The organism is Chroococcidiopsis sp. (assembly GCF_051657925.1).
Classification (GTDB): Bacteria; Cyanobacteriota; Cyanobacteriia; order Cyanobacteriales; family Chroococcidiopsidaceae; genus Chroococcidiopsis.
Map to the genome: position 1 here is coordinate 1 of NZ_JBOFLP010000068.1, position 26361 is coordinate 26361.

Genomic DNA, 26361 nt, shown 5'->3' on the forward strand with positions numbered 1-26361 from the left:
GGTCTATACGAGCAGATAATACAATGACTGACACCCAAGGCTTGACCCAAACTTTCTACAGTTTGCTGCCAAATTGTATTTAGATCTAACGTGCGGCGAATGTTACGCGCAATTTGACTGAGAAGCTTTTTAGACGAGACTGAACCGAGCGATCCCATTGCGGTAGTCGCCAATTCCGAATAGACATCGGCTACCACTTCGTTGTCTATTTCTTCTAAGTGTCGCCCTATGACTAAAACAGCAGTAGCCGATCCCGTTGCGGGTAAAATTGGGCTAATTGCCAACTCAAATCCAAACAATTTTTGTCCGTAGCGAAATACACAGTGACAGCGTTCGGGAACAAGACTTTCCAAAATCCTTTGCACCCGTCTTAAGTACGCAGTTGGATCTAAAGGTCCAAATGTCTGTTCTAAAGATTGTCCTACAATCCGCTCTTGCTGCAAACCTACACTATCGGCTTGTTGCCATGAAAAATAAAGATAGCAACCCGAGCTATCCTGCACGTAAGCTAATTCAGCTCCTAGAGATGATAGAGAGCCGTTGGAATTCATACCAAATGACTCGAATGAAGATGTGAAAGCTGGCTGGTGGGAATCTGTATTAGCACTCATTACTAAAGATAGTTCGACACAGCGCAAGTCGAATGACTCGGCAAATATTTGCTTCGAGTTTGGCACAAAACCTGATAAATTGGGAATTTTGCTTGGTGTCGCCAGCAATTTACCAAGCACTCTAGTAAAGAGAGCGTTTACCAAGTCAGATGAAAACTGTTAATCGTTCCACTCACCTCGCGGCGGTACGGGTGTACGAGGGATTGTGCGGGTTAATTCGTCATCTCTTTGCGTTTCACCGCGCAGCCATTGACGGATAGCAACTTCAATCACTTTACTCGGATCGTTAGTTAAATGCTGAATTTGATCGACGAGTTCCGAATCTAAATGAATCGAGAGTTTTACCTTGTCGAGGTTTGCGTCTGATGTATCGATGTTGTCATTCATAAGCGCTAAACGGTAATTGATTTAGCAAACGTACCTTTTGCCATACTTGGCTTGCAGTTCTTCCTGCGCAGCTATCTAAACTAGAACAGGACTTTTCCGGCGCTACTCAAGGGCGATCGCGTCCGAATAGGTCTATTGTAAGCTCGATTGGCGACCAGTTATCAGTGACTAGTGGCTGGTGACTAGTGACTAGATGAAGAATTCTACTACTAGCTGCAATGACACACAAGGTTAGTTCAAGATGATGCTTGTCAAATGCTTTTGGGCAGAGGGTCAAGTTTGGCTAACGTCATGTGTCAATGACAACTAGCCACCAGCCACCAGCCACTAGCCACTCCCTACTCCCTCAATAAAAGATTAAAATGCGTTAAGTACGATCGCTATTTGCTTGCTACTAAATCGTAAAAATATGACAGATGTTTCCGCCGAGCGTATTCGTAATTTTTCAATTATCGCTCACATTGACCACGGGAAATCAACTCTAGCCGATCGCCTGTTGCTGACAACTGGTACGGTTGCAGAACGGGTGATGAAGCAGCAGTTTCTCGACAATATGGAGTTGGAACGAGAGCGCGGCATTACGATTAAGTTACAAGCGGCTCGGATGAACTATCAGGCAAAGGACGGAGAAGCTTACGTCCTCAACTTAATTGATACCCCAGGACATGTTGACTTTTCTTATGAAGTGTCTCGCTCTTTAGCAGCTTGCGAGGGAGCATTATTAGTTGTCGATGCTTCCCAAGGAGTAGAAGCACAAACTCTAGCAAATGTCTACTTAGCCTTGGAGCATGACTTAGAAATCATTCCCGTACTGAATAAAATTGACTTGCCAGGGGCAGAACCAGAACGGGTCATTGAGGAGATCGAACAAATTATTGGCTTAGATTGCAGCAATGCAATTTTAGCATCGGCAAAAGAGGGAATCGGCATTGACGAGATTTTAGAGGCGATCGTCCAGCGCGTACCATCTCCACATAACACGATTAACGATCCCTTACGGGCGTTGATTTTTGATAGCTACTACGATAGCTATAGAGGGGTCATCGTCTATTTTCGCGTCATGGATGGTACGGTGAAAAAAGGCGATCGCGTCCGTTTGATGGCATCGAAAAAAGAATACGAAATTGACGAATTAGGTGTCCTCTCTCCAAATCAAAAGCAAGTCGAAGAACTCCACGCCGGAGAAGTCGGCTATCTCGCCGCCGCCATTAAAGCCGTAGCCGATGCGCGGGTGGGCGATACAATTACCCTAGCAGCAAAACCAGCAGCTCAGGCTTTACCAGGTTACACCGAAGCAAAGCCGATGGTATTTTGCGGGATGTTTCCCACTGACTCAGACGAGTTTGAAAATCTGCGCGATGCTCTGGAAAAGCTGAGGCTCAACGATGCAGCCTTGCAATACGAACCGGAAACCTCAAGCGCGATGGGGTTTGGTTTCCGTTGCGGTTTCTTAGGATTGTTACACATGGAAATCGTCCAAGAACGTTTAGAACGCGAATACGATTTAGATTTGGTGATTACAGCTCCATCGGTAGTTTACAAAGTAGTTACCAACAACGGCGAAGAAATTTATGTTGATAATCCCAGCAAGTTACCAGCACCCAACGAACGGGAAAGCATTGCTGAACCCTACGCTCAAGTAGAAATGATTACGCCAGAATCTTTTGTTGGCACGTTGATGGAGTTGTGTCAAAATCGGCGGGGAATCTTCAAAGATATGAAGTATCTTACCCAGGGGCGCACGACATTAACTTATGAATTGCCTTTGGCAGAGGTAGTCACAGACTTTTTCGATCAAATGAAGTCGCGATCGCGCGGATATGCTAGCATGGAATATCATCTGATTGGCTACCGCGAAAATCCCTTAGTCCGCCTAGATTTAATGATCAACGGCGATCCGGTAGACTCTTTAGCAATGATCGTCCATCGTGACAAAGCCTATGGTGTCGGACGAGCGATGGCAGAAAAACTCAAAGAATTAATCCCGCGCCATCAATTCAAAGTCCCCATTCAAGCCGCTATTGGCAGTAAAGTCATCGCCAGCGAACACATTCCCGCACTGCGTAAAGACGTACTCGCCAAATGCTACGGTGGTGACATCAGCCGCAAGAAAAAACTCTTGCAAAAGCAAGCTAAAGGTAAAAAGCGGATGAAAGCCGTTGGTACGGTAGACGTACCCCAAGAAGCATTTATGGCTGTACTGAAATTGGATAGTTCGCAATAGTGAGTGGTAATTGGTAATTGGTAAAAGAGTGGTGCGTGGTGAGTGAAGAGAGGGTGTAGGGTGTAGGGTGTAGGGTGTAGGGTGTGGGAAGAATTTTGAATGCGTGAATTTTGAATTTGTAGTTGCTCCCTCAGCAACCTTGCGCTCCCATTCTAGCCTTCGGCAAGCCCTTCGGGCTACGAGAAGGGCTATTCTCCGAGAAGCCACCCTTCGGGTGTCTACGCCCTACAGCTGGGCGACTCTCTCTTCTTCCCGACTCCCGACTCCTCCAGCAGGCGATCGCCAAGAAGATCTAAATTAGTATCAGTATCTCGCCATTTTCCCAGAACCATGAATAAAATCGTCGTCGGTCTTTCTGGTGGAGTTGACAGTTCCACCGCCGCCGCCATTCTACATAACCAAGGATATAATGTCGTTGGTCTGACCCTTTGGCTGATGAAAGGTAAAGGACAGTGCTGTTCGGAGGGAATGGTAGATGCTGCATATATCTGCGAACAATTGGGTATTTCACATCACATTGTCGATATGCGGGAAGTTTTTCAAACTCACATCATCGACTACTTAGTCTCTGGATATAGCGACGGTATCACCCCGCTACCCTGTTCGCAGTGCAACAAAACGGTAAAATTCAGCCCTATGTTGCAGTATGCTAGGGAAAAATTGGGTGTAGACAAAATTGCGACGGGACACTACGCTCGAATTACTCACGACCCAAGATCGGGACGCTATCAATTGCGACGAGCTGTAGATCGTAATAAGGATCAGTCGTACTTTTTATACGATTTGACCCAAGATGTTTTAGCAGGTGTCGTATTTCCATTAGGCGAAAAACTAAAAGCCGAAACGCGCCAAATCGCCTCCGAATACAATTTGAAAACAGCCGATAAGCCAGAAAGCCAAGACTTGTGCTTGATTGAAAGCCACGGTTCTATGCGGGAGTTTTTGGATAAATACATTGCTCCCAAAAAAGGCGAAATTATCGATGCTGCTGGTAAGGTACTTGGACAACACGATGGTGTCCATCATTATACAATCGGGCAGCGCAAAGGCTTAGGAATTGCCGCAGCCGAACCGCTATACGTCATTGGCTTAGATCCGGTAATGAATCGAGTGATTGTGGGCGATCGCACTACTGCTAACCAGATAGAATGTACCGTTGGGCGAGTTAACTGGGTTTCTATATCCGAACCCAACGCACCGATTCGCGCTCAAGTCCAAGTGCGGTATCGTTCTAGTGCGGTGGATGTGACGGTGGTTCCTTTGGCAAATTCTCGCGTTAAGTTGGTATTTGACGAACCCCAATTTAGCATTACCCCTGGACAAGCTGCTGTTTGGTACGACGGTGATGTTGTCCTGGGGGGTGGCATTATTGAAAAGCCAGCCAATAGTTGATACAGACACGTAGGGGCGCACAGATGTGCGCCCCAAATTGAGAATTATGTATTTCACCAATTTTATGTAGAGACGTTACATGTAACGTCTCTACATAAATCATCGCTTAGCCAGCTTTTTCGATAGCTTCCGCAGCCGAATTGACTTAGGAGTAACTTCCACTAGCTCATCGGGTCCAATGTACTCTAGAGCGCGTTCTAGGCTCATATCTACGGGTGCTTGTAACTGGACTAATTCATCGCCGCTAGCAGCACGGTGGTTGGTTAGCTGTTTGGTCTTGCAAACATTCAGTTCTAAGTCTTGCGGGCGATTGTGTTCGCCCACAATCATACCTTTGTAGACTTTAGTACCAGGAGTGATAAAGAATACGCCTCTGTCTTCAGCATTCTTCATGGCGTAGAAGGTGGCTACTCCTTCTTCAAAGGAAATGAGTACGCCGTTACGACGGGCTTCGATTTCTCCAGAAATGGCACGGTATTCGAGGAAGCTGTGGTTCATGATCCCTTCACCACGAGTCATCCGCATAAACTCGCCTCGGAAGCCAACTAAACCACGGGCAGGAATGACAAAATCGAGTTGAGTGCGTCCGTTACCCCCAACTTGCATATCTTGCATTTCACCCCGTCGCTGTCCCAGGCGTTCGATACAACTGCCTACAGCTTCTTCCGGTACGTCTAACACCAGATATTCAAACGGTTCGCAGGGTTGCCCGCTGACTTCGCGATAAATGACTTGTGGCTGAGAAACTTGAAACTCGTAGCCCTCGCGTCGCATGGTTTCAATTAAGATTCCCAAGTGAAGTTCGCCCCGTCCCGAAACCAAGAATTTGTCGGGGGAGTCTGTTTCTTCTACACGCAGAGCGACGTTAGTTTCCAATTCTCGCATCAAGCGATCGCGCACTTGTCTGGAAGTCACAAAATTGCCTTCCTGTCCGGCAAAGGGCGAGTCGTTGACGGAAAATGTCATTTGTAAGGTCGGCTCGTCCACTTTAATTAGTGGTAGTGCCTGGGGTTCGTTGGGACAAGTAATTGTTTCGCCAATATTAGCATCGGCAAATCCGGCGATCGCAATAATGTTACCCGCAGATGCTTCTTCTTGGTCGATCCGTTTTAAACCCTCAAAGCCCATCAACTTAGTGACTTTGCCTTTAACGATTTCCCCCGTGTCGCGGATTAAGGCGGCTTGCTGTCCGACGCGGATCGTACCATTATGGATTTTCCCAATAGCAATTCGTCCTACATACTCCGAGTAATCTAGAGTCGTGACCTGCAACTGCAATGGCTTTGCCGGATCGCCTACAGGTGGTGGAACGTGGCGCAAAATCGCATCAAACAGGGGCTGCATGTCTACCCCTTCGGCTTCTAAATCTTCTTTGGCATAGCCGCTTAAACCAGAAGCAAATAAATAAGGGAAATCGCACTGGTCATCGTCTGCACCCAGTTCCAAAAACAGATCCAACACTTTATCAACTGCACCGTGGGGATCTGCCTGGGGTCGGTCAATTTTATTAACCACAACAATCGGGCGCAGTCCCTTTTCTAGGGCTTTCTTCAGTACGAAGCGCGTCTGCGGCATCGGTCCTTCGTTGGCATCTACAATCAAGATACAACCGTCAACCATGCCCAAAACTCGTTCGACTTCGCCGCCAAAGTCAGCGTGACCGGGAGTATCGACAATGTTGATCAGCGTGTCTTTGTAGCGCACCGCTGTATTTTTTGACAAGATGGTAATGCCTCGCTCTCGTTCCAAGGCATTTGAGTCCATCACGCAATCAGGTACGTCTTCCCCTTCGCGGAAGATGCCAGATTGTCTCAGGAGGGCATCAACGAGAGTAGTTTTGCCGTGATCGACGTGGGCGATAATGGCGACGTTGCGAATGGGGAGCGTCATAAGGGCGTTCCAGAGTTTTGTATAGGATAATTAAGCTGATATGGTATTAGCAGCTTTTAGCAGAATTGGAGAAATAACAGCAATTCTGTAAACATGCCTTAATAATTGTAGCTTAGCTAGTCATTCATTTGTGGGTGGTGAGTGGTGCGTGATGCGTGGTGCGTGAAATAGCTACGATTTCTGAGGGCAGGATGTGTTGGATTACCTGCAAGATTTGCTTCCAGTTGTTTAATTCAGTCTGAGAGGCTGCTTGCTGCAATTTTTGCTGATAGAACTCTCGCCAAAATTGGGGTGCTTGTTTGTTCTGCTTGGCAAACCGCTTGCGCCAACGCCAAAAATCTTTATTTGTGGGTGGTTCGACTCCGATGATGGGAGGTAAATCGGCATAGCTGATAAACGTACTCACGCCTTTACCGACAACGTGGATGACGTAGCGCCAGCAGTCGATTTTGTAGATTTGTTCTGGTTGCAGGTTGAGGCAAAGAGCAATCGCTTCTCTGGTGACAAATCGCGCCAGAGGATGATTTGACTTGGCTTCCGTCGTTTGTGTTGCTATCATGTGAGTGAATTCCTACTTTGAAGTGAATTCCTGCTTTGAAGTGAATTCCTGCCTTTGGTAGTGACTTCCTACTTTGGAGTGAATTCCTACTTTGTGGGTTGTATTTTGACAAAGCGATCGTCGTAGTTTGCCAGACCAGGGCGATCGCTTTTCATTCAGATTAAGTATTATAGAACGCTTCAGCTGACAAGTCAACGGCATGTCAACAAATGGATTAGTACGGTTAAAGATTAGAGAATTTGCAGCTAAAGAAGGGTGGACGTTAAAAGAGGTTTCCGACCGATCGGGAGTAGCTTACGGTACAGTTAAAACTTATGCTGCCTCTCCTGGAATGGCAATGGCAGATATTAACGCACTGCGGAAGTTAGCACGGACTTTTGACGTGATCATAGAAGACTTATTAGAAGTTGTAAAAGAATAGGCGATCGCTTTTGAGAAGAGGCGCGATCGGATTAACAATATAATTATTATGTCAAATATTATGTCAAATCTTAGTTTAGAAGAAATCAAAGCCATACTCTTTCAGCTACCAGAACAAGAGCTTGTGACGTTAGTTACCGATCTGGAAGAAAGATTACAGACGACAGCAATGATGCACCTAGCGGAAACTGGGTTTCAAGAATGGGAAGACGAAGAAGAAGATATATATAATGCCGAAGCCTAAACCTGGAGAAATATGGTTAGTAAAATTTCCATTTACAGAACTCACATCTACAAAAGTTAGACCTGCTCTTGTTTTAGCAGAACATAGAGAAGATTTGATTATTATAGGAATTTTTTCTAAAGTTCCTGCTGGGGCATTACGTGAAACTTGGATATTAATAGAAGAAACCAATATAGAATTTAAACAAACTGGTTTGAAAAAAACTTCTATAATTTGAGCTGAAAAAATCACCACAGTACGTGAGTCAGTGTTTCAAAGGAAATTAGGCATTCCACCATCCAACCTAGTTAAACTAATATAACAGGCTATAAAAAAAGCACTAAATCTTTCTTAAATATAGCAACATGCTATCCAGCCGCTTTACCGAGGCACTGACATACGCTACAGAACTCCATGCAAATCAAGTGCGTAAAAGTTCAGGCGTGCCTTATATTTCGCATTTACTCGGCGTGACCAGTATTGCTCTAGAATATGGAGCAAATGAAGATGAAGCGATCGCAGCTTTACTTCATGATGCGATTGAAGACCAAGGAGGTGCGGCGACACGAGCAGAAATTCGTCGTCGCTTTGGCGATACAGTTACCGCTATTGTAGACGGTTGCACTGATGCAGAAATAATTCCCAAACCACCTTGGAGACAGCGAAAAGAAGCTTATATCGCCACTATTCCCCAAGCTTCTCCATCGATAATTTTAGTCTCAGCTGCCGACAAACTACACAACGCCAGGTCGATCTTAAAAGACTATCGCGCTCTAGGCGAAACAGTATGGGAACGATTTAAAGGTGGTAAAGACGGTACGCTGTGGTACTATCGCGCCGTTATCGAAGCTTTTATTGCCAAAGGAACAACACCTTTGAGCGAAGAATTAGAACGGGTAGTTGCAGAATTAGAACAATTAGTCAAGGATGAAGGATAAAGTATTGTATTAGTTGGTAGTCGGTGGTTGTCTTTTCCCCCTACTCCCTACTCCCTACTCCCTACTCCCTACTCCCTAGTAATGGCAAACGTCCGTCTAGAAGATATTAAGCGCCGATTTAATAACGTCACTGCGATCGAAGATATTACATTCGAGGTTCCCGACGGAGAATTTTGGGTGCTAGTGGGACCATCGGGATGCGGTAAGTCTACAATTTTGAGAACGATCGCGGGATTAGAAACCGCTACATCTGGCAAACTCTATATTGGGGACACGCTGATGAATGATATCCCCGCCAGACAGCGCGATGTCGCGATGGTCTTCCAAAATTACGCCCTCTACCCTCATATGACGGTAGCAGAAAATATCGCCTTCGGATTGCAAATGCGGCAAGTCGATCGCAAGATTGCGAGGGAAAGGGTAGAGACAGTAGCGCGATCGCTTTCTTTAGAAAATTTACTCGATCGCAAACCCAAACAACTATCAGGAGGTCAGCAACAACGGGTAGCATTAGGTAGAGCGATCGCGCGTCAACCACAAGTATTTTTACTAGACGAACCACTATCGAATTTAGATGCTCAATTACGAGACGATACGCGAGCAGAATTGAAACAATTACACGAACAATTAGGCGTAACAACTGTATATGTCACTCACGATCAAATTGAGGCAATGACTTTAGCCGACAAGATTGTTGTCTTAAATCGCGGTAGAATTCAGCAAATCGGCACACCACAAGAAATTTATGCCCATCCCGCTAACCGAATGGTAGCAACTTTTATGGGCAACCCTCCAATGAATATTTTGCCTGCCGTTTATGTTAACAAAGGTTTTCAGGTAGGAGAACAACACATTTCTTGTCCGACAGAAATACAACAGGAATTGAACTTAACACAGGGAAAACCCGTAGATTTAGGAATTCGTCCAGAATATGTATATCTGCAAAAGACAGAAGATAAAAATACTCAATTCTCGACTCCCGACTCCCGACTCCCAACTCCCGCTTTAACAGTCGCTCTAAAAGTAGTAGAACCGTTGGGCAGAGAGATTTTAATTAGAGGAAACATACCAGGAACGAGCGTGTTATTAAGTGCACAAGTGAGTCCTGATGTCAACTTACGTGTAGGCGATCGCTTATCTCTGCAACTAGATCTCAATCGTTTATTTGTCTTTGAGCCAGCTACAGGCGAGCGGTTGTATCCATAGTAGGGTGCGTTAGTAACGCACCCTACAACACAAATTACCCCTCAGATAGAGCAACAAGCGCGATCGCGTGTGTTACAATTCTTAATAATTGACAAGGAAACAGAGCAGGGGGGCTTTCAGTATTCCTCTGCCCTTTTATTTGGTTATGTACCTAACATCTGCAACTGGTGCAAACCTGCGTACAACCCACCAAGCTGTAACAACTCATCATGAGTTCCAGACTCTACTAATTCGCCCCGCTTCAAGACAAAAATTCGATCCACATTACGAATTGTTGAAAGACGGTGAGCAATAATAATCGCCGTTCGCCCCTCTAGCAAGCGTTCTAAGGCATCTTGAATATATGCTTCCGTACCCACATCCAAACTAGCTGTAGCTTCGTCTAGTACGAGGATATGAGGGTTACGAATTGCTGCACGAGCAAACGCCAACAATTGCTTTTGTCCGCTAGAAAGATTTGTACCACGCTCTCGCAACTGAGTATCGTATCCTTGGGGTAACTGCTCGATAAACTGTGCCACATTCGTATTCTCTGCGGCAGCGCGAATTTCATCAAAAGTGTAAGTATCCCCCAGCGTAATGTTACTTTTCACATCCCCAGCAAAGATAAAGCCTTCTTGCAAAATCACACCCATCCGACAGCGCAATTCTGCCTGCGGAATATCTCGAATATCAACTCCATCCACTAATATTCGTCCTCGTGTCGGTTCGTAGAGACGACACAGCAGCCGAATAATCGAACTTTTTCCCGCCCCCGTGGGACCAACTAAAGCAATTTTTTCTCCTGGACGAATCGTAAAATCTAAATCTTTAATCACATAATCGTCATTTTTATAGGCAAACCAAACGTGTTCAAAACGGATTTCTCCCGTTGGGGTAGTTGGTTTTTGGTAAACAGTTAACAGTTTGCTCCCTTCCCCCCCTTGTCCCCCTTGTCCCCCTTGTCCCCCTTGTCCCCTGCTCCCTGCTCCCTGCTCCCTGCTCCCTTCCCACACAGGATCGCGAATCTCAATTGGTTCGTCTAAAATATCGCTGATGCGCTCAACAGCTGTAAATCCGGCTTGAATTGCGGTAAATTTTTCAGCAAACTGGCGTAAAGGATCGAATAATCGTTGGGCAAATAGAATAAATGCAGCAAGAACGCCAAATTCTAATCTTTCTTGCAGGACAAAAATACCACCCAACCAGAGTACCCCTGCAACTGCCACTAAAGCCACCCATTCTAAAGTTGCCGAGACTGCTGAATCGTGAAAGATCGTTCTATCTACCTCACGAATATAGTTTAAATTCGTAGCGCGAAATAGTTCGGCGTTGAATTGTTCGCGGCGAAACATCTGTACGACATTAATCCCAGAAATATTCTCTTGTAAGGTGGAATTGAGTAAAGACAGTTCTTCTCTAGCTTTATAATTGGCTTTACGATATTGCTGCTGAAAGAAAATAATTAATCCCGTGACTGGAAATAGCATCAACAACAGCATTAAAGCGAGTTGCCACTGTTGCTGAAACATGAGAACTAAAATTACCAACATAGAGAATAGATCGCTGATAATACCTATTGCTCCAGTTGTGAAGACATCTCCTAATGCTTCCACATCGCTTGTTAAGCGAGTAATTAATTTTCCCACAGGAGTACGATCGAAAAAGCGAACTGCTAAAGATGTAACGTGTGCAAATAGATCGTTACGAATATCCGCTGTCATTTGTTGTCCAACTTTTTGCACTAGGTAGCCTTGCACTCCTGTAAAGATTAGACGAACTACAACTGTCAACAGCAACAAACCTTCCAGAATTTGTAAACCCTGCCCCAGAGGTAGATTTTTGAGAAAATCGTAGGTATTTGGTTCTTTACGAATGAGGGAGATCGCTTGACCGATCAAAATTGGTTGAACCGCATTGGCGATCGCAACTGGAACTAGCAAAATCGTAGAAATCAACAATAACCGACCGTGGCGGCGACCGTAAGGAATTAATCTGAGGAACAATCGCCAATCATTCTGGCGGCGGCGATTTCTTATGGGTTGGGTTCCTGGCGCTGATGTCGTCATGCTGCAACCTTGAGTGGGCGGATTGGTCAAACTAGATACGTTTTCTTAATTTAGCGCTAGTACTGACCCCGGATCGCTCTCATTCTGGCTAGATTTTTGCAGGCGATCGCTTAATTTTTCTATTTCTCATGCAGCGAGGAAGCCAGTTTGCTTAAAATGGACGATTCAATGCCTACTGTCCGTCTGCTACTAGTCTTAATCAAAAAAATATGAAAACTACATATTACGTTCACCGTTTTTCAGTATTATTATCAGTAATTCCTGTATCAATATTTATCTGAAAACATGGCGATCGCTACGATCTTCTAGCAATTCTTTATGGCGGATACATTAATTTTCCATATTTATATGATTTAAATATTTTATCTTTCACAAATTATGCACTTAAGTTTTATATTTCGATCTTTTATATTTTTTAAAGGAGAGGATTTTCAGTCAACTTATTCGATTTTATAAAGACCTGCTAAAAGTAGATAAGAAATCTCTTATAGCAGAACTTAAATAAAATAGCGCAAGTTCTATAAAAATTTTATGACTGAATTTTTTCGATCTTTTGTTTTTGTTTAATCAGACATATTTGATAAAACTTAACTCTGAGTTTAAGATTTAATCCAAACTCACTAGCAAACCGAACTATTAAGAATTGAATTCCAATGAAAGTAACAACTATAGAAACTGCGTACCCACTTTCAGCGATGCAGCAGGGAATGCTATTTCATAGCCTCCACGCTCAACAATCTGGAGTCGATATCGAGCAGGTAATTTGTTCGATCCGCGATCGCCTCAATGTTTCTGCTTTTATTCAAGCATGGCAGCGAGTTGTGGAACGCCATCCAGTTTTAAGAACGAGCTTTGATTGGAAAAGCGATCGCCAACCATTACAATGCGTTCACCTACAACCCGCTATTGAGATAGAACAAGAAGATTGGCGCAGCTTATCAGCTCTAGAACAAAAACAACAGTTGCAAGTCTATCTTCAGCGCGATCGCGCCTCTGGCTTTCAGATGGATCGCTTGCCATTAATGCGTTTAGCTCTGTTGCAGCTCGGCGATTGTGACTACCGCTTGATTTGGACTTTTCATCATGCCATATTAGACGGTCGGTCTTTGCATATAGTCCTTACAGAAGTTTTTGCTTTTTACGATGCTTTCTGCTTGGGAGAGGACTTAGAAATACCACAACCTCGTCCTTATCAAGATTACATCCAATGGTTGCAGCAAGATTGGTCAGAAACTGCAAACTTCTGGCAGCACTTACTCAAAGGCTTTACCGCACCAACTCCATTAATAGCTAACTCAACATTAGCTAAAACCTTAAATACAGACTTAACAATCGTCGATCGCAGTTTTGGCGATCGCGAACTTCGACTGTCAGAGCAAACGACAGCGATATTAAAATCTTTGGCACAACAACACCAGCTCACGCTTAACACTTTGGTACAGGGAGCTTGGGCTATACTATTGAGCCGCTATAGTCGCGAAACCGATATTGTCTTTGGAGCCACTAGAGCCTGCCGTCACTCATCTGTAGCTGGTGCTGAGTCTATGGTAGGACTGCTGATTAATACCCTACCAGTACGGGTAGACGTATCGCCACAGCAGCAGCTTTTACCGTGGTTGCAGGAATTGCGATCGCAGTGGGTGACTTTGCGCGACTACGAACATACTCCTTTAGTCAATATTCAAGGTTGGAGCGACGTTCCATGCGGTACGCCTCTATTTAATAGCCTTTTGGTATTTGAAAACTACGAATTGAATTCGGCTTTACGCGCTCAAGGTAGTCGATGGCAAAATCTAGAATTCCGATTAGAAGAACAAACAAATTATCCGCTCACCTTAGTTAGTTGTGCCGCATCGGAGCTTTTACTCAAACTCAAATACGATCGACAAAGATTCGATGATGCGACGATCGAGCGAATGCTAGGACATTTGCAAACCTTGCTGTCAAGCATGGCAACAAACCCCGAGCAGTGCATCGGCGAAATACCACTGTTGACAGCGGCAGAACGCGATCGCATCGTGCGGGAATGGAACGACACCGAGACAGACTTTTCCCAAGAGCTTTGTATCCACCAACTATTTGAAGCACAGGTAGAACTGACACCGGAAGCCGTTGCTGTCGTTTTTGAAGATCGACAACTCACCTACAGAGAACTGAACTGGAGAGCCAATCAGCTAGCACGGCATCTACAGCAATTAGGCGTGAAGCCAGGAGTACTAGTTGCCGTATATTTAGAGCGATCGCTAGAGACAGTCGTAGCAGTCATGGGAATTGTCAAAGCAGGGGGTGCATACGTACCGCTCGAACCCAGCTTTCCCAAAGCACGGATTCAATTACTGCTTTCTTCACTGGCAATTAATTGTTTGGTAACGCAAACTTCGCTATTACCAAATCTTGACGAGATTCAATCTCAACTTCCGGCGCTACAACACTTAATTTGTTTGGATGCTGGAGATTCGCAAGCGATCCCCCCTCGCCCCCCTTCAAAAGGGGGGTTAGCAGAATTTAGCCCCCCTTCAAAAGGGGGGTTGGGGGGATCTGAAAAACCATTCGATCGCCAAATTTGGCTGCGTGCCGATCTCGATCGACTCCCTACAGACAATTTACCTCTATCTGCCAGCTCAGATGATGTCGCCTACGTAATTTTTACCTCTGGTTCTACCGGAACGCCTAAAGGAGTCGTAGTTCGCCATCAACCCGTCATCAACTTGATTCAGTGGGTTAACAAAACTTTTGCCATCAACTCTTCCGACAGAGTTTTGTTCGTTACATCTTTGTGCTTTGACCTGTCAGTTTACGACATTTTCGGGCTTTTAGCCGCAGGTGGATCGATTCGAGTTGTGTCCAACCGTGACGTACAAGATCCAGAAGCTTTGTGGCGCATATTGCGTGACGAACCAATTACATTCTGGGACTCAGCACCACCTGCACTACAACAGCTTGCTACTTTTTTCCCCAAGATCGAATGGGGCGATCGCCATCCACAGCTACGACTAGTATTTATGAGCGGTGATTGGATACCAGTAAAGTTACCGGATGCACTCAAAGCCGCATTCCCAGGAGTTAAGGTCATTAGTCTCGGCGGAGCAACCGAAGCCACAGTCTGGTCTAACTATTATCCGATTCAAACAGTCGAGCCGCATTGGGTGAGTATTCCATACGGTAAACCAATACAAAATGCTCGCTATTATATTCTCGATTCCGATCTCAACCCCTGTCCGATTGGTGTGGCTGGAGAGTTACATATTGGTGGCAAGTGTCTTGCCTCTGGCTATTTAAATCAGCCCGATCTCACTGCACAAAAATTCATTCCCGACCCGTTTAATGACAATCCAACAGCACGACTCTACAAGACGGGAGACTTAGCCCGCTATCTATCAGACGGCAACATTGAATTTCTCGGTCGCATTGATCATCAAGTCAAGATTCGCGGTTTTCGCATCGAGTTGGGAGAGATTGAAACCGTACTGGCACAACATCCGCAAGTGAGAGAAACTGTCATCTTAGTACGGGAAGATGAGCCAGGACATAAGCGACTAGTAGCGTATGTCGTAGGACATCAGTCTGCACCTGGTACAAGCGAACTGCGACGTTTCCTTCAGGAAAGATTGCCAGAGTACATGGTTCCTGCTGCTTTCGTAGCGATCGCCGAGATTCCGCTCACTCCTAACGGTAAAGTAGACCGTCGCGCTTTGCCAATTCCCGATCGCGATCGACCCGATCTAGAAAAGGCTTTTGCTGCTCCTAGCAACGCCGTGGAACTCCAGTTAACTCAAATTTGGTCGGAAATTTTAGGCATTCAATCAATTGGAGTCAGCGATAATTTCTTCGAGCTAGGGGGGCATTCGCTGTTAGCCGTACAATTATTTACCCAAATCGAAAGCAAGTTTGGGAAAAAACTCCCCCTAGCAACTTTGTTTCAAGCGCCGACAATCGAGCAGCTAGCAAATATAGTCGGTGGATCGGAACAGTTGGTTTCTTGGTCTTCATTAGTAGCCATTCAGCCTCACGGAGATCGATATCCTTTATTCTGCATCCACGCACTGGGGGGAAACGTTCTCGGCTACCAAAAACTAGTTCGTCATTTGGGTGCGGAACAACCTGTTTATGGATTGCAAGCACGGGGGTTGGATGGTAAACAAAACCCTCACACCAAAGTTGAAGATATGGCAGCCGATTATATTCAAGAAATGCGGACGGTTCAGCCCAATGGTCCTTATTTGTTATGTGGCTTTTCCAGTGGGGGTACGGTAGCTTTTGAGATGGCGCGACAGTTACAAGCGCAGGGCGAGGAAGTAGCTTTACTAGCCATGTTCGACACTTACAGCCCCCGTTTATTTATTCACAATCCCTCGCTATTTCGCACAATTTATAGTTACTTGCGTACTCTTTGGCAGTTGCCGCTACCAGAAAAACAAACTTATTTTCTGCAAAAGTTAGATTGGATACACTCGCTGTTGACTGGCAAACAAAGCAGCAAATATGACCTCTGGAACAACTACGCTTTATCTGAAAATGCCAACCCTTACGATATGGTGCTAATTGAGGCGCTAAAGCAGGCAACAATGGTAGATTACGTTCCGCAAAGTTACTCCGGTCGAGTGGCTCTGTTTACGAGTAAAGAAGTTTTGAGATGGTGTTACTCTACACCCGATCGCGGTTGGAATAGCTTTGTCGAGCCAGGAGTCGAGATCCATGAAATACCTGGTACGCATTTGGGTTTGTTGGATGAACCAAACGTGCAAGTATTAGCTTCTAAACTCAAGAATTGCTTGGAGCAAGCACAAGTTGGCGATCGCAGCTTAAGCTTAGTCGATAACAGTCGTGTCATGGAGCTGTCAATCGGTTGAGTCCTTACACGATACTCATTTGCAGTTCTTTGTCGCGAGCGATCGCATTCTTGCTAGAGATACTTCGCTAAAATGCAGACAAGCGCGATCGCTCGTTGTTTATCTCTAGCTTGCAGATGTCTACAGAAGTTTACCTACTGTTCGAGAACCTGCTGTTTTTTGCGATCGCCACGTCCTTTTTTGCCCTCGTCGGCTGGGCGTGGAGACATTCAAAACCTTTTTATCTTCCCGAACCACTGCCTGAATGGTTCAAAATCTGGTTTGGTACAGTGCAGGTTGTTGGATTATTACTACCAATAGCTGCCTTGGTGTGGGGAATTTGGCAGGGCTACTCCAGCGTTTTAACTATACTCATACCGTACTTGGTCATGCTGGGTCTGCAAATTCTTTCCGAAATTGTCACCCTGAGATATTTTCACACTGTAGTGTGGGTCATGGTTCCTTACCTTTACTTGCCTTACCGCATCTGGCAGTTATACGAAGGTATGACACTACTAAGTCCTACCAACGAGACAGTTTGGATCGAGAATTTATTAGTCGTCAATATTGTTTTATGGACTTTAAACTACGCCCTCGATTTATCCCAACTACCAAGGCTATTGCGCTGGCAAAGTGAATAGTTAGTTGTTAGTTATTAGTTATTGATTGTTGGTAATACCAATCATCCGTTGCCCAACAAAGCTTCAAATTCTGCCTTTAAACCATTAACATCTGCTACTCTTGCTACTAATAAATTATCTTTGCCTCCGGCATCGTCAAAACGAGATTTCCAATACTGAACCGTGTCTGAGTTACGCATCCAAAAACTAACGACGGTATCGATGACTTGTTCTAAATTCCAATTCTGTTTGCAGGGAATAGTTTCTATCGATTTTAAAAAAGCATCCAAGGTACACTTGTATGCTCCTAAATATTCTACTCCTCGCCACTGAGGAACTTGTACGACTTGCTGTTGATGCTGAAAAAAGTAGAGAATTGATGAAACTCCGACAATTTCAAATGTATATTCCATCTTGACCTCTTAATATCAGTTATCAGTTGTCAGTTGTCAGTTATCAACCATCGGTGGCTAAGCTCTTTTCCAGTCACCAGCCACTTACTAGTCACTTATTATTAGCCATCGTTATAGCTGTAATTAAGCTGCAATGACATCCGAAAAAAGGTGGAGAATGAGCTATATCATGAGGATTATTTAGTAAAAAAATTAGCACCGTTTGTGCTTGAGTGCTAAAAAGCTACAGATAGAAATTAGCACTAAACTACTTTGAGTGCTAATCTGAAATAGGCGTTATAGTATTTTATTTAAAACATTAAACAGAGTTGTTCAGTATTTTTAATAACTTTTTTACAATCTTGCAGACAGATTTCTTGGGTGAGCTAGCGGCGCTAACAGCTGCTTGTTTGTGGGCAATATCTTCAGTTATCTACGGACGCATCGGACAACGTATTCCACCACTAGAATTAAATATTCTCAAAGGCGCGATCGCGATCGCCTTACTTGTTTGTACGCTATTGTTACAAAAAGCAACATTTACAGATGTTACTCCTACCACTTTAGGCTTACTTCTACTCAGTGGTGTTTTAGGAATTGGTATTGGAGATACAGCGTTCTTTTTTGCTTTAAATTACTTGGGTGCTAGACGCGCCTTGTTAATGGAGACTTTATCACCTCCTCTTGCAGCAATTTTGGCATTGATTTTTCTGCAAGAACAGCTCCGTTTTAGTGCTTGGTGCGGCATTCTACTAACTATTCTAGGCGTGGCTTGGGTTATTACAGAGCAAGTCCCCAGTCTATCAGAAAGCTCTGTTCATATACTACGTGGTGTGGGTTTTGGAATTTTAGCCGCGATCGCCCTTGCTAGTGGTGCTATCATTTCTCGGATAGTACTGACTACCAGCAATATTAGTCCGTTATGGGCAGCTTTATTACGCTTGTGCGGTGGCGTATTGGTTCTATTGCCTTGGAGGTGGTTGAGACAACAACCAAGGCGCTTTAGATTCAGAAGCTTAAATACCAAGATAATCTTAGCAATTTGCGTTGCCGCTTTTGCTGGCACTTACTTAGGAATCTGGCTGCAACAAGTAGCAGTCAAGTTTGCAGTTGTAGGAGTTGCCCTCACGTTGAGCAATACCAGTCCTTTATTTGTCATTCCCATTGTTATTTGCTTGGGAGAAAGAATCAGTCTTAGAGCAATTTTAGGGGTTTTTATAGCCCTTAGTGGTATAGCTGTACTGTTGTTATCTCGTTGAGTAACGCAGGCTACGTTTCATTCTTTCTGTTTCAGGGCGAGTCTTGAGTATTTCTGCTATATTTCTTGAGATAAAACTATGAATTTCCGGTAAAGATTGCTTCTACCTAGAAGATTGTACTTTCAGCCAAAATATCTGCAAGAAAACTGCAAGAAAACTGCACCAAATCTGCACAATTGCGGCATAATAAGAAATGAAATCTAGCTAAGTTGTTCTCTGCTTCATAAAGAGATCGACAAAGGTAATTAAAACCTGTAAGATAATATCACTAGTTAGTGTTTTGCTCAAATACAAAAGTATTATTAAAAAAATATTAATAATATGAATTTAATATTCTTTGAGCAAAAAAACTTAATCATAACGATAGTAGTTACAGCTAAATTTGCTTTTTAATTGAAATTTTATTCAAAGAAGCTTGCTATTGAAATACAAGCTTCTGTAAGGTTTTGAGCTGTTCAATCGAACAATATTTAGTGAAAGTAGCGGCAATAAGCACCATTTCAGATTGCGATCGCTACGATGGTTTCAAAGTAGCTTTTTTTACCAAGTCGTGCGGTAATCCTTCTCAAGACAGCAGTAAGCTACAAAGTTAGGTTGTAATTATTGGATTGAACTTCTCTATCCTCTGTTCGTCAGTTCAACAGAGAAAGTTTTTCAACCAATCTACAAATAGTTAAACAAACCTGGTACGAGGAGCAAAGAACATGGCAACTATTGAAGGAACGTTTTCTGATGACAAACTTTCCGGCAATATCGATACTGCTGAAAGCGATTTTATTTACGGATACGATGGCAACGATAAACTTTACGGTAGAGATGGAGATGACTCTCTGTGGGGTGGCAACGGTAACGATAGATTAAAAGGCGGATCGGGCAGCGACTTACTGGATGGCGGTTACGGAGACGACACTGTATACGGCGGAACAGGTAACGACACTGTATACGGCTTCAACGGTAACGATATCTTATTTGGAGACGGAAATAACGATAACTTAATTGGTGGATTTGGCAACGACGTTTTAGATGGAGCAGAAGGAAACGACATCATCGATGGTGCTGGAGGAGGTGCGTACATCGGTAGTTCAGTTAGTCGTGGTGCTAATGAAATAGATGTCTTGACTGGAGGTGCAGGAGCAGATACATTCAGGCTTGAAGGTGGTGCTGGGCGTGATGGCGCAGGTACATCTTACAGATTTGCTGGCAATAACGATTATGCTCTCATTACAGACTTCAATCCCCTTGAAGATACGATCGTTTTAAGAAGTATTGATACATCTGGACCATCATTCATGCAAACACAAGTCACCTACAGCTTAGGTGCAGCACCAAGCGATTTACTCCTACAAGGAACGGGAATTTATGCTGAATTTGCTAACAATCCCGGCACGCAAGAACTGATCGCTATTTTGCACGGAACTACGCCAGAGTCAGTTAATATTGGTGGAAGCTACTTCAAATACGTCAGCTAACAACGTATTTCAAAATAAGCTTAAGCTGAAAAATTAATTGCTATTTTGCTAGCTATTTCACTAGATTTTTTAAGTCTTAACTACGGAATAGAACTATTTAACCTACTGAGAAACGCTGACCGAATTTGAATAAATAAGCCTAGAGCTGTCCGTATTAACGGCAGCTCTTTTTTTAGAAATCTAGTTCCTAGTCATTTTTCTAGGTCTTCCTCTCCCCATTTTTCTGATGTCATCCATAGTATAAGTTCGGCAAAATGATGAGTAATCAGTTGTCAGAAGAAAGGGAGCAGGGAGTAGGGAGCAGCGACAAATGACCAATAACAAATGACCAATGACCACTTGCTAAAAGGAAAAATGATATGGAGTCGCCATCAATTGAGCGTAACACTTTGCTAGCACTTTCCAATAATTTAGCTGATGCAGTCGAACGAGCAGGTCGTGCCGTTGTTGCTGTAAATGCACGTCACCGTATTCCTTCAACTGGCGTTCACTGGCGCAATGGTATCATCGTTACTGCCGAACACACGGTGAGGCGGGATGAGGAAATTGCTGTCAGGCTACCAGACGATCGCACTGTAGCTGCAACTTTAATCGGTCGAGATTCCAGTACGGATTTAGCTGTACTCAAAATACCAGATACCCAGTTACCTACAGCAGAAATTGGCGATACCAGTACCTTGCAAGTTGGAAACATAGTGTTGGCTGTAGCACGTCCCGGTGAGAACGGGTTGAGTGCTAGCTGGGGGGTTGTTAGCGCCAAAGGTATTGGTCTTACACAACGCGATTGGTGTGGCAAACAGACTGAAGGATTGCTCAAATTAGATTTATCACTTTATCCTGGTTTTTCTGGCAGTCCATTAGTAGATGTAAAAGGTAGTGTTGTCGGTATCAATACTGTTGGTCCTCGTAATATGGTGCTAGCGATACCTGTTGCGACTGTTAACCGCGTTATTGACACCTTATTAGAAAAAGGCAAAATTGCAAGAGGTTATTTGGGTTTGGGAATGCAGCCCGTGTTACTACCCGACAATCTGAAAAATGCGTTGAACTTATCCAGTAACGGGGGCGTAATCGTCGTCAATATCGAATCTGATGGTCCCGCCGATCGCGCTGGCGTATTAATTGGTGACGTACTCATTTCCCTTGATGGCAGGTCGATCGCCGACACTGGAGACGTGCAAGCAATGCTCGGCTCGGAGTCTGTAGGTAAAACCCTCAACGCACAAGTTATTCGAGGCGGCGGATTATTAACAGTACCGATCGCGATTGGAGAACGTTAATATGACTACACTAAACGACGAACTAGCAAGTGTTGCCGCAGCTTTGAGCCGTTCTACCGTACAGATACAAGACCGGAGATTTGGCGGCGGCTCTGGTGTAATTTGGCAAGCTGATGGTGTCATTATTACGAACGCTCACGTCATTAGGAGCGATCGCCCTACAGTCAAACTTCCAGATAATCGGGTTCTCGACGCTGTATGTACTAACCGCGATCGCCTACAAGATTTAGCTGTATTGAAGGTTGATGCTACCGATCTACCAGCTGCTCCCATTGGAGATTCTGACACGCTGCGAGTCGGTCAGATGGTATTTGCAGTTGGCAATCCACTAGGCATAACAAATGCTTTAACAACTGGGATTATTCATGCTGTCAATTCCAAAAATCAAACTGGCAAGAAACAACCTGGAACCTGGATACAAGCAAATATTCGCTTGAGTGCTGGGAATTCTGGCGGCGCTCTTGCCGATACTCAAGGTAAAGTCATCGGTATCAACACTGCGATCGCGGGTGGTTTGGGCTTAGCTATACCCAGCAATATAGTAGAGCGTTTCTTACGGCGTGGTACAGTTAAACCTTATTTAGGAGTGACTCTTCAGCCTGTGGCAATCGGGCGGAGATACAGGCGCAGGTTAGGTTTATTAATTTTGGAAGTACAAGCAGGTAGTTTAGCTGAATCTGCAGGATTATTAACTGGCGATGTATTGACAGGAGTAGCCGGACGAGGGTTCACTGACATTTCAGATTTAGCCCAAGTTCTTTGGCAGTTTTCCCCAGGAGATTTACTACAACTCAATTTGATTCGTGCTGGCAAATCGGCGATCGCTCAAATCGAAATTCCAGATAAGTCGGGAGCAGTGGCGGCGTGATGCGGGTTCTGGTTGCTGCCACTAATCCGATTGTCCGTGCGGGTTTAGAGAGTATCGTGCGGACAAATCCCGATCTATTGGCAATTGGTAGTTCTGCCGATTCAGCGACCTTAGCTACGGCGATCGCAACTCATAACCCTGATGTAGTTCTGATCGAGCTGAGTCTACCAGAAGGGGAGTCTGTCAGTGAAAAATTAGTTGCTTTAGCAGGAGTAGGAGAATTACCAATCGCCATTCTCACCGACACCGAGGATCGCGATCGCCTACCCGAACTGCTTCGTTCTGGTGTCAAAGCCATCTTACCGCGATCGGCATCGGCAGAAGAGATTTTACAAGCCGTAGAAGCTGTAGCAACTGGATTAGTTGTATTGCACGCCGATGCGATCGATATTCTCCTCACTCTTTTACCAATTAGCGAACGAGTTGTAGAAGCAACACCACCACTACAAGCACTAACTTCCCGCGAAATTGAAGTTTTGGGAATGCTAGCTGAAGGCTTAGGCAACAAAGCGATCGCCAAGCATTTAGGTATCTCGGAGCATACGGTTAAGTTTCACGTTTCCTCCATCTTTAGCAAACTCAACGCCAGCAGCCGTACAGAAGCCGTGACTTTAGGAGCAAGACAAGGATTGATTATGTTGTAATTGGTCGGCTGAAAATACATAACTATTGACTAATAGCTAGGCATATCTATCTACTTCTAGGTAGAAAAAAATGTAAAGAGTCCAACTTGTAGATGAGTAGAAACTCTTACTGTGGTGCGATCGTTATTGTTTCTGGAATCGCTATTCTAATAACTGTAGATAATAAAAGAATGCACTGGATGGGGGTTACGCCGTTGTGACCCAGAGCCATTAGCTGAAGGAGAGCGATGTCAGGCAAATGGACAGTGTAAATATCAGTTCTAAACGGTGTGGAGTTTTTATCGCTTCCTCCACTTCGTTACTACCAAGGGGAGGCGAAACCCTCCATCAGAACGGTCTGAGGTAGTTCACGTTTAGAGTTGGCTTTTATATCTAACTATATGTTAATCATTCAGCCGCTTAGAATGCGATCGTATTCTGAGCGGCTTGATATTATGAAGTATGCTTTTTATTATGTAGTTACTGTTTGCGTATCTACTTTAGATTATTCTATCTTTAGAAAATTAGATATAGCTATTCTCAATTGGATGGGGTACATAAGATCTGTAGGGGCGCACAGCTGTGCGCCCCTACGAATGTATTTCAAACGATTGATTTACATTAGTGTTATGCTAGCTACAAAATAAGTACGCTGACAGTTCTATTAATTTTAAGCATCTTCTAAGGCAAACACTATAATTTAACAAAAGTTGTAAACATTTTTTTAAGTTATAAGAATATTTGATTAAATATTTAAAATATTAGAAGTCTAAGATTAATGTACGAAAAACTAAACTAAAAAATTATAAGCAAAACCAAAACATCTAGAAAAATCGGTCTAAGATATAGGCAGTAAAAACCGATGCTTAAAATTACGGTTTTACTCACTGGCAGCTGGTCTTCTCATGCCTAAATTAGAAAAGGAAATACTCAGAGTTACCAACTTTGAGGGAGCGAGAAAGACAAGCACAGCGGAATCAAGGCTGAAAAGCTAAACAGGAGATTTTTATGACTCAGGCAACAGATCGTCCCTCCCAAGTTACTAAAATGGCTACTGCGATCGCGGGAAACGAAATTAGTAGTTCTTTAGAAAAAGCGATCGTGCAAGCTTTAGAAGAAGCGCGTGCTGCGTGCCAAACTTCAGGTGACAGTTCTAGCGAATGCGCGGTAGCGTGGGACATTGTGGAAGAATTACAAGCAGAAAGAAGCCATCGTGAAGCTGCTCAACAAAGAAATAGTCTCGATCTCTACTGTATAGAGCATCCAGAAGCAATTGAATGTCTAATTTACGACGTGTAGCTAATGTAGAGACGTTCTACGGAACGTCTCCTTTGGCACTAACTTGTAGCATTATCGATCTGCCCTACTTCCTCTGAAGATAGTTGAATTTGGGCAGATTTGACCGAGTTCTCAATACTACTAGCTTTACTTGCACCAGGTATAGGCACGATACAAGGAGATTTTGCCCGCAGCCATGCTAAGACGATCGCGTAGACAGAGACACCTTTTGCTTTCGCTAATTGCGCGATCGCGGGAATGTCTGGTAAGCTAGCAACGCGACGGCTACCCCCTAAAGGACTCCACGGCAAGAAAGTCAAACCTTCACGTTCGCAATATTCTAATACTCCATCTGTCTCTGGTTGTCGCTGCCAGGGATTATATTGGTTTTGAACGGAGACGATATCAACTACGTCGCGGGCGCGTTTAATCTGTTCTACTGAAAAATTAGAAACACCAACAAACCGGATCGTTCCTGCTGCAACGGCTTCTTTAGCAGGTGTGAGAGATTCCTCAATTGTATAGTTTGGATCTGGGGCGTGATACTGCCAAAGATCGATCGGTTTTTCTCCTCCAAAAGCGTCAAAACTAATCTGAATCGTCTCCCGTAAGTGGTCTGGATTACCATTGCGCGTCCAACTTCCACCAGGACGCATTAAACCGCCTTTGGTAGCAACAACTACGTTACTCGCATCACCCTGATATTGTTGCAATGCTTTATGAATTAAACGCTCGTTATGGTGTTTATCTGACTCATCTTTGCAATATGAGTCAGCCGTATCAATTAAAAATACACCTAAATCGAGAGCGCGATGAATAGTCTCAATTGCTTGTGCTTCCGGTGGTCTGCTGCTCAATGACATTGGCATTCCACCTAAACCAATGGCGCTGATGGTGACATCAGTATTCCCTAGCTGTTTTGTTTCCATCACTTAAGATTCCCTGACTTGTTCCTCTCGCTCATTCTATCTTTCTGCGCAGCAGTTGGCGATCGCGCCTTATCGTAGGGTGCGTTATTTAACGCACCCTACTAATAAAGCCAATTCTAACCATTTCCAATAACAATCAACATCTGTGAAACCAATTTCTCGCAACCATTTGAGTTGAGTTTCAACATCTAATAATATGTTTGATGGATCGTCTGGCTCATCTGCAATTCCCAGTGCTTGACGAAAGCGATCGTGTAAATTTTGAGTTGGAGAAGCAACATGTTCTAAGTTGCAAAAAATTCCACCTGGTACTAAGAGAGAAAAAATTTCCTCATACAGAGAACGTTTGCGATCGTGCGTTAAATGATGAATTGCAAAGCTAGAAACAACAGCATCAAATTGACCTAAAGCTGGTAAAGGTTCATCTAAATTGTGAGCTATGATTTCTACTGTTTTATCTCCAGCAAAACGCTGACGCACTGCTTCTAGCATTGTAGGAGAAAAATCGATCGCCACACTTTGAACTTGCGGACGATCGATTTTTAACAAACCTAGTAAACGACCATCCCCCGTCCCTAAATCGAGAATTCGCTCTACAGTTTTTGGCACTTGTTCCAACAACACGCCTTCTCCCTCAGTCCGATGGGGAATTTTATCTGCCTTGGCGAGATACCACAAAACGTGGTCAGCATTAGTCCAGAGATTTGTCTGCATTGTAGGGATTGGGGACAAGGGACAAGGGGGACAAGGGAGAGGGGGGAGTGTGGGAAGTGTGGGAAGTGTGGGGGAGAAAGAAATTGAAAATTCTGACTCCCGACTCCTTACAAATGACCAATGACTAATGACCCATTACCCATTACCCATTACCATTGAACCTAACTCCACACCGATAATTCAATAGCTGATAGATTATAAA

General features: G+C 44.2%; 23 protein-coding genes and 1 pseudogene. 16 read left to right on the top strand and 8 right to left on the bottom strand.

The window, feature by feature from the left end:
* A pseudogene (locus ACRC32_RS05175) lies at positions 1–677 on the bottom strand (histidine kinase); the annotation flags it as partial.
* 93 nt (positions 678–770) lie between these two features.
* Positions 771–998 carry a ribbon-helix-helix domain-containing protein gene (locus ACRC32_RS05180; protein ID WP_015152176.1) on the bottom strand — a complete coding sequence of 76 codons (228 nt, stop codon included), beginning with the start codon at positions 996–998 and terminating at the stop codon, positions 771–773.
* A 409-nt stretch (positions 999–1407) separates the two neighbouring features.
* Between ACRC32_RS05180 and lepA the strand changes: the two genes are divergently transcribed.
* The 3 genes from lepA (at position 1408) to mnmA (ending at position 4614) form a co-directional block, all read left to right on the top strand.
* Positions 1408–3222: a translation elongation factor 4 gene (gene lepA, locus ACRC32_RS05185; RefSeq protein WP_438552986.1), complete on the top strand. Its 1815-nt coding sequence runs from the start codon at positions 1408–1410 to the stop codon at positions 3220–3222.
* 103 nt (positions 3223–3325) lie between these two features.
* The gene (locus tag ACRC32_RS05190; protein WP_438552987.1) at positions 3326–3523 is read left to right on the top strand and encodes a hypothetical protein; all 198 of its coding nucleotides are present in this window, start codon (positions 3326–3328) and stop codon (positions 3521–3523) included.
* Between the two features lie 29 nt (positions 3524–3552).
* Positions 3553–4614, top strand: coding sequence for a tRNA 2-thiouridine(34) synthase MnmA (gene mnmA, locus ACRC32_RS05195; protein WP_438552988.1), 1062 nt, complete (start codon positions 3553–3555; stop codon positions 4612–4614).
* 99 nt (positions 4615–4713) lie between these two features.
* Here mnmA and typA read toward each other — a convergent pair whose 3' ends face one another.
* Complete coding sequence (typA, locus tag ACRC32_RS05200; RefSeq protein ID WP_438552989.1) at positions 4714–6504, bottom strand: translational GTPase TypA; 1791 nt, start codon at positions 6502–6504, stop codon at positions 4714–4716.
* A gap of 124 nt (positions 6505–6628) precedes the next feature.
* Positions 6629–7063 (bottom strand): hypothetical protein, encoded by a 435-nt coding sequence (locus tag ACRC32_RS05205; RefSeq protein ID WP_438552990.1) that lies wholly within the window; start codon positions 7061–7063, stop codon positions 6629–6631.
* Positions 7064–7262: 199 nt separating this feature from the next.
* Here ACRC32_RS05205 and ACRC32_RS05210 point away from each other — a divergent pair, with 199 nt between their 5' ends.
* From ACRC32_RS05210 to ACRC32_RS05230, 5 genes are all read left to right on the top strand, one after another.
* A complete protein-coding gene (locus tag ACRC32_RS05210; protein WP_438552991.1) occupies positions 7263–7484 on the top strand; it encodes a helix-turn-helix domain-containing protein in 222 nt (73 codons plus the stop codon).
* 48 nt (positions 7485–7532) lie between these two features.
* Positions 7533–7727, top strand: coding sequence for a hypothetical protein (locus ACRC32_RS05215; RefSeq protein ID WP_438552992.1), 195 nt, complete (start codon positions 7533–7535; stop codon positions 7725–7727).
* Complete coding sequence (locus tag ACRC32_RS05220; protein ID WP_438552993.1) at positions 7714–7944, top strand: hypothetical protein; 231 nt, start codon at positions 7714–7716, stop codon at positions 7942–7944. The genes ACRC32_RS05215 and ACRC32_RS05220 overlap by 14 nt, the downstream gene beginning before the upstream one ends.
* A gap of 127 nt (positions 7945–8071) precedes the next feature.
* The gene (locus ACRC32_RS05225; protein WP_438552994.1) at positions 8072–8644 is read left to right on the top strand and encodes an HD domain-containing protein; all 573 of its coding nucleotides are present in this window, start codon (positions 8072–8074) and stop codon (positions 8642–8644) included.
* A gap of 81 nt (positions 8645–8725) precedes the next feature.
* Positions 8726–9850, top strand: coding sequence for an ABC transporter ATP-binding protein (locus ACRC32_RS05230; RefSeq protein WP_438552995.1), 1125 nt, complete (start codon positions 8726–8728; stop codon positions 9848–9850).
* A 143-nt stretch (positions 9851–9993) separates the two neighbouring features.
* On the opposite strand, the gene ACRC32_RS05235 is transcribed toward ACRC32_RS05230, so the two are convergent.
* Positions 9994–11898, bottom strand: a complete 1905-nt coding sequence (locus tag ACRC32_RS05235; protein WP_438552996.1) for an ABC transporter ATP-binding protein — start codon at positions 11896–11898, stop codon at positions 9994–9996.
* A gap of 653 nt (positions 11899–12551) precedes the next feature.
* Here ACRC32_RS05235 and ACRC32_RS05240 point away from each other — a divergent pair.
* Positions 12552–16748: an amino acid adenylation domain-containing protein gene (locus tag ACRC32_RS05240; RefSeq protein WP_438552997.1), complete on the top strand. Its 4197-nt coding sequence runs from the start codon at positions 12552–12554 to the stop codon at positions 16746–16748.
* A gap of 116 nt (positions 16749–16864) precedes the next feature.
* Positions 16865–17368 carry a DUF7733 domain-containing protein gene (locus tag ACRC32_RS05245; RefSeq protein WP_438552998.1) on the top strand — a complete coding sequence of 168 codons (504 nt, stop codon included), beginning with the start codon at positions 16865–16867 and terminating at the stop codon, positions 17366–17368.
* Positions 17369–17409: 41 nt separating this feature from the next.
* On the opposite strand, the gene ACRC32_RS05250 is transcribed toward ACRC32_RS05245, so the two are convergent.
* Positions 17410–17760 (bottom strand): hypothetical protein, encoded by a 351-nt coding sequence (locus ACRC32_RS05250; RefSeq protein WP_438552999.1) that lies wholly within the window; start codon positions 17758–17760, stop codon positions 17410–17412.
* 341 nt (positions 17761–18101) lie between these two features.
* Between ACRC32_RS05250 and ACRC32_RS05255 the strand changes: the two genes are divergently transcribed.
* The 6 genes from ACRC32_RS05255 (at position 18102) to ACRC32_RS05280 (ending at position 24537) form a co-directional block, all read left to right on the top strand.
* A complete protein-coding gene (locus ACRC32_RS05255; RefSeq protein WP_438553000.1) occupies positions 18102–18998 on the top strand; it encodes a DMT family transporter in 897 nt (298 codons plus the stop codon).
* A 704-nt stretch (positions 18999–19702) separates the two neighbouring features.
* The gene (locus ACRC32_RS05260; RefSeq protein WP_438553001.1) at positions 19703–20467 is read left to right on the top strand and encodes a calcium-binding protein; all 765 of its coding nucleotides are present in this window, start codon (positions 19703–19705) and stop codon (positions 20465–20467) included.
* Between the two features lie 359 nt (positions 20468–20826).
* Positions 20827–21747, top strand: coding sequence for a S1C family serine protease (locus ACRC32_RS05265; RefSeq protein ID WP_438553002.1), 921 nt, complete (start codon positions 20827–20829; stop codon positions 21745–21747).
* A gap of 1 nt (position 21748) precedes the next feature.
* The gene (locus ACRC32_RS05270) at positions 21749–22615 is read left to right on the top strand and encodes a S1C family serine protease (protein ID WP_438553003.1); all 867 of its coding nucleotides are present in this window, start codon (positions 21749–21751) and stop codon (positions 22613–22615) included.
* The gene (locus tag ACRC32_RS05275) at positions 22615–23259 is read left to right on the top strand and encodes a response regulator transcription factor (RefSeq protein WP_438553019.1); all 645 of its coding nucleotides are present in this window, start codon (positions 22615–22617) and stop codon (positions 23257–23259) included. Before ACRC32_RS05270 ends, ACRC32_RS05275 begins: the two co-directional genes overlap by 1 nt.
* 987 nt (positions 23260–24246) lie before the next feature.
* Positions 24247–24537 (top strand): Calvin cycle protein CP12, encoded by a 291-nt coding sequence (locus tag ACRC32_RS05280; protein ID WP_438553004.1) that lies wholly within the window; start codon positions 24247–24249, stop codon positions 24535–24537.
* A 38-nt stretch (positions 24538–24575) separates the two neighbouring features.
* Here ACRC32_RS05280 and ACRC32_RS05285 read toward each other — a convergent pair whose 3' ends face one another.
* Complete coding sequence (locus tag ACRC32_RS05285; protein ID WP_438553005.1) at positions 24576–25445, bottom strand: aldo/keto reductase; 870 nt, start codon at positions 25443–25445, stop codon at positions 24576–24578.
* 84 nt (positions 25446–25529) lie between these two features.
* Positions 25530–26159: a class I SAM-dependent methyltransferase gene (locus ACRC32_RS05290; RefSeq protein ID WP_438553006.1), complete on the bottom strand. Its 630-nt coding sequence runs from the start codon at positions 26157–26159 to the stop codon at positions 25530–25532.
* Positions 26160–26361: the final 202 nt, after the last annotated feature.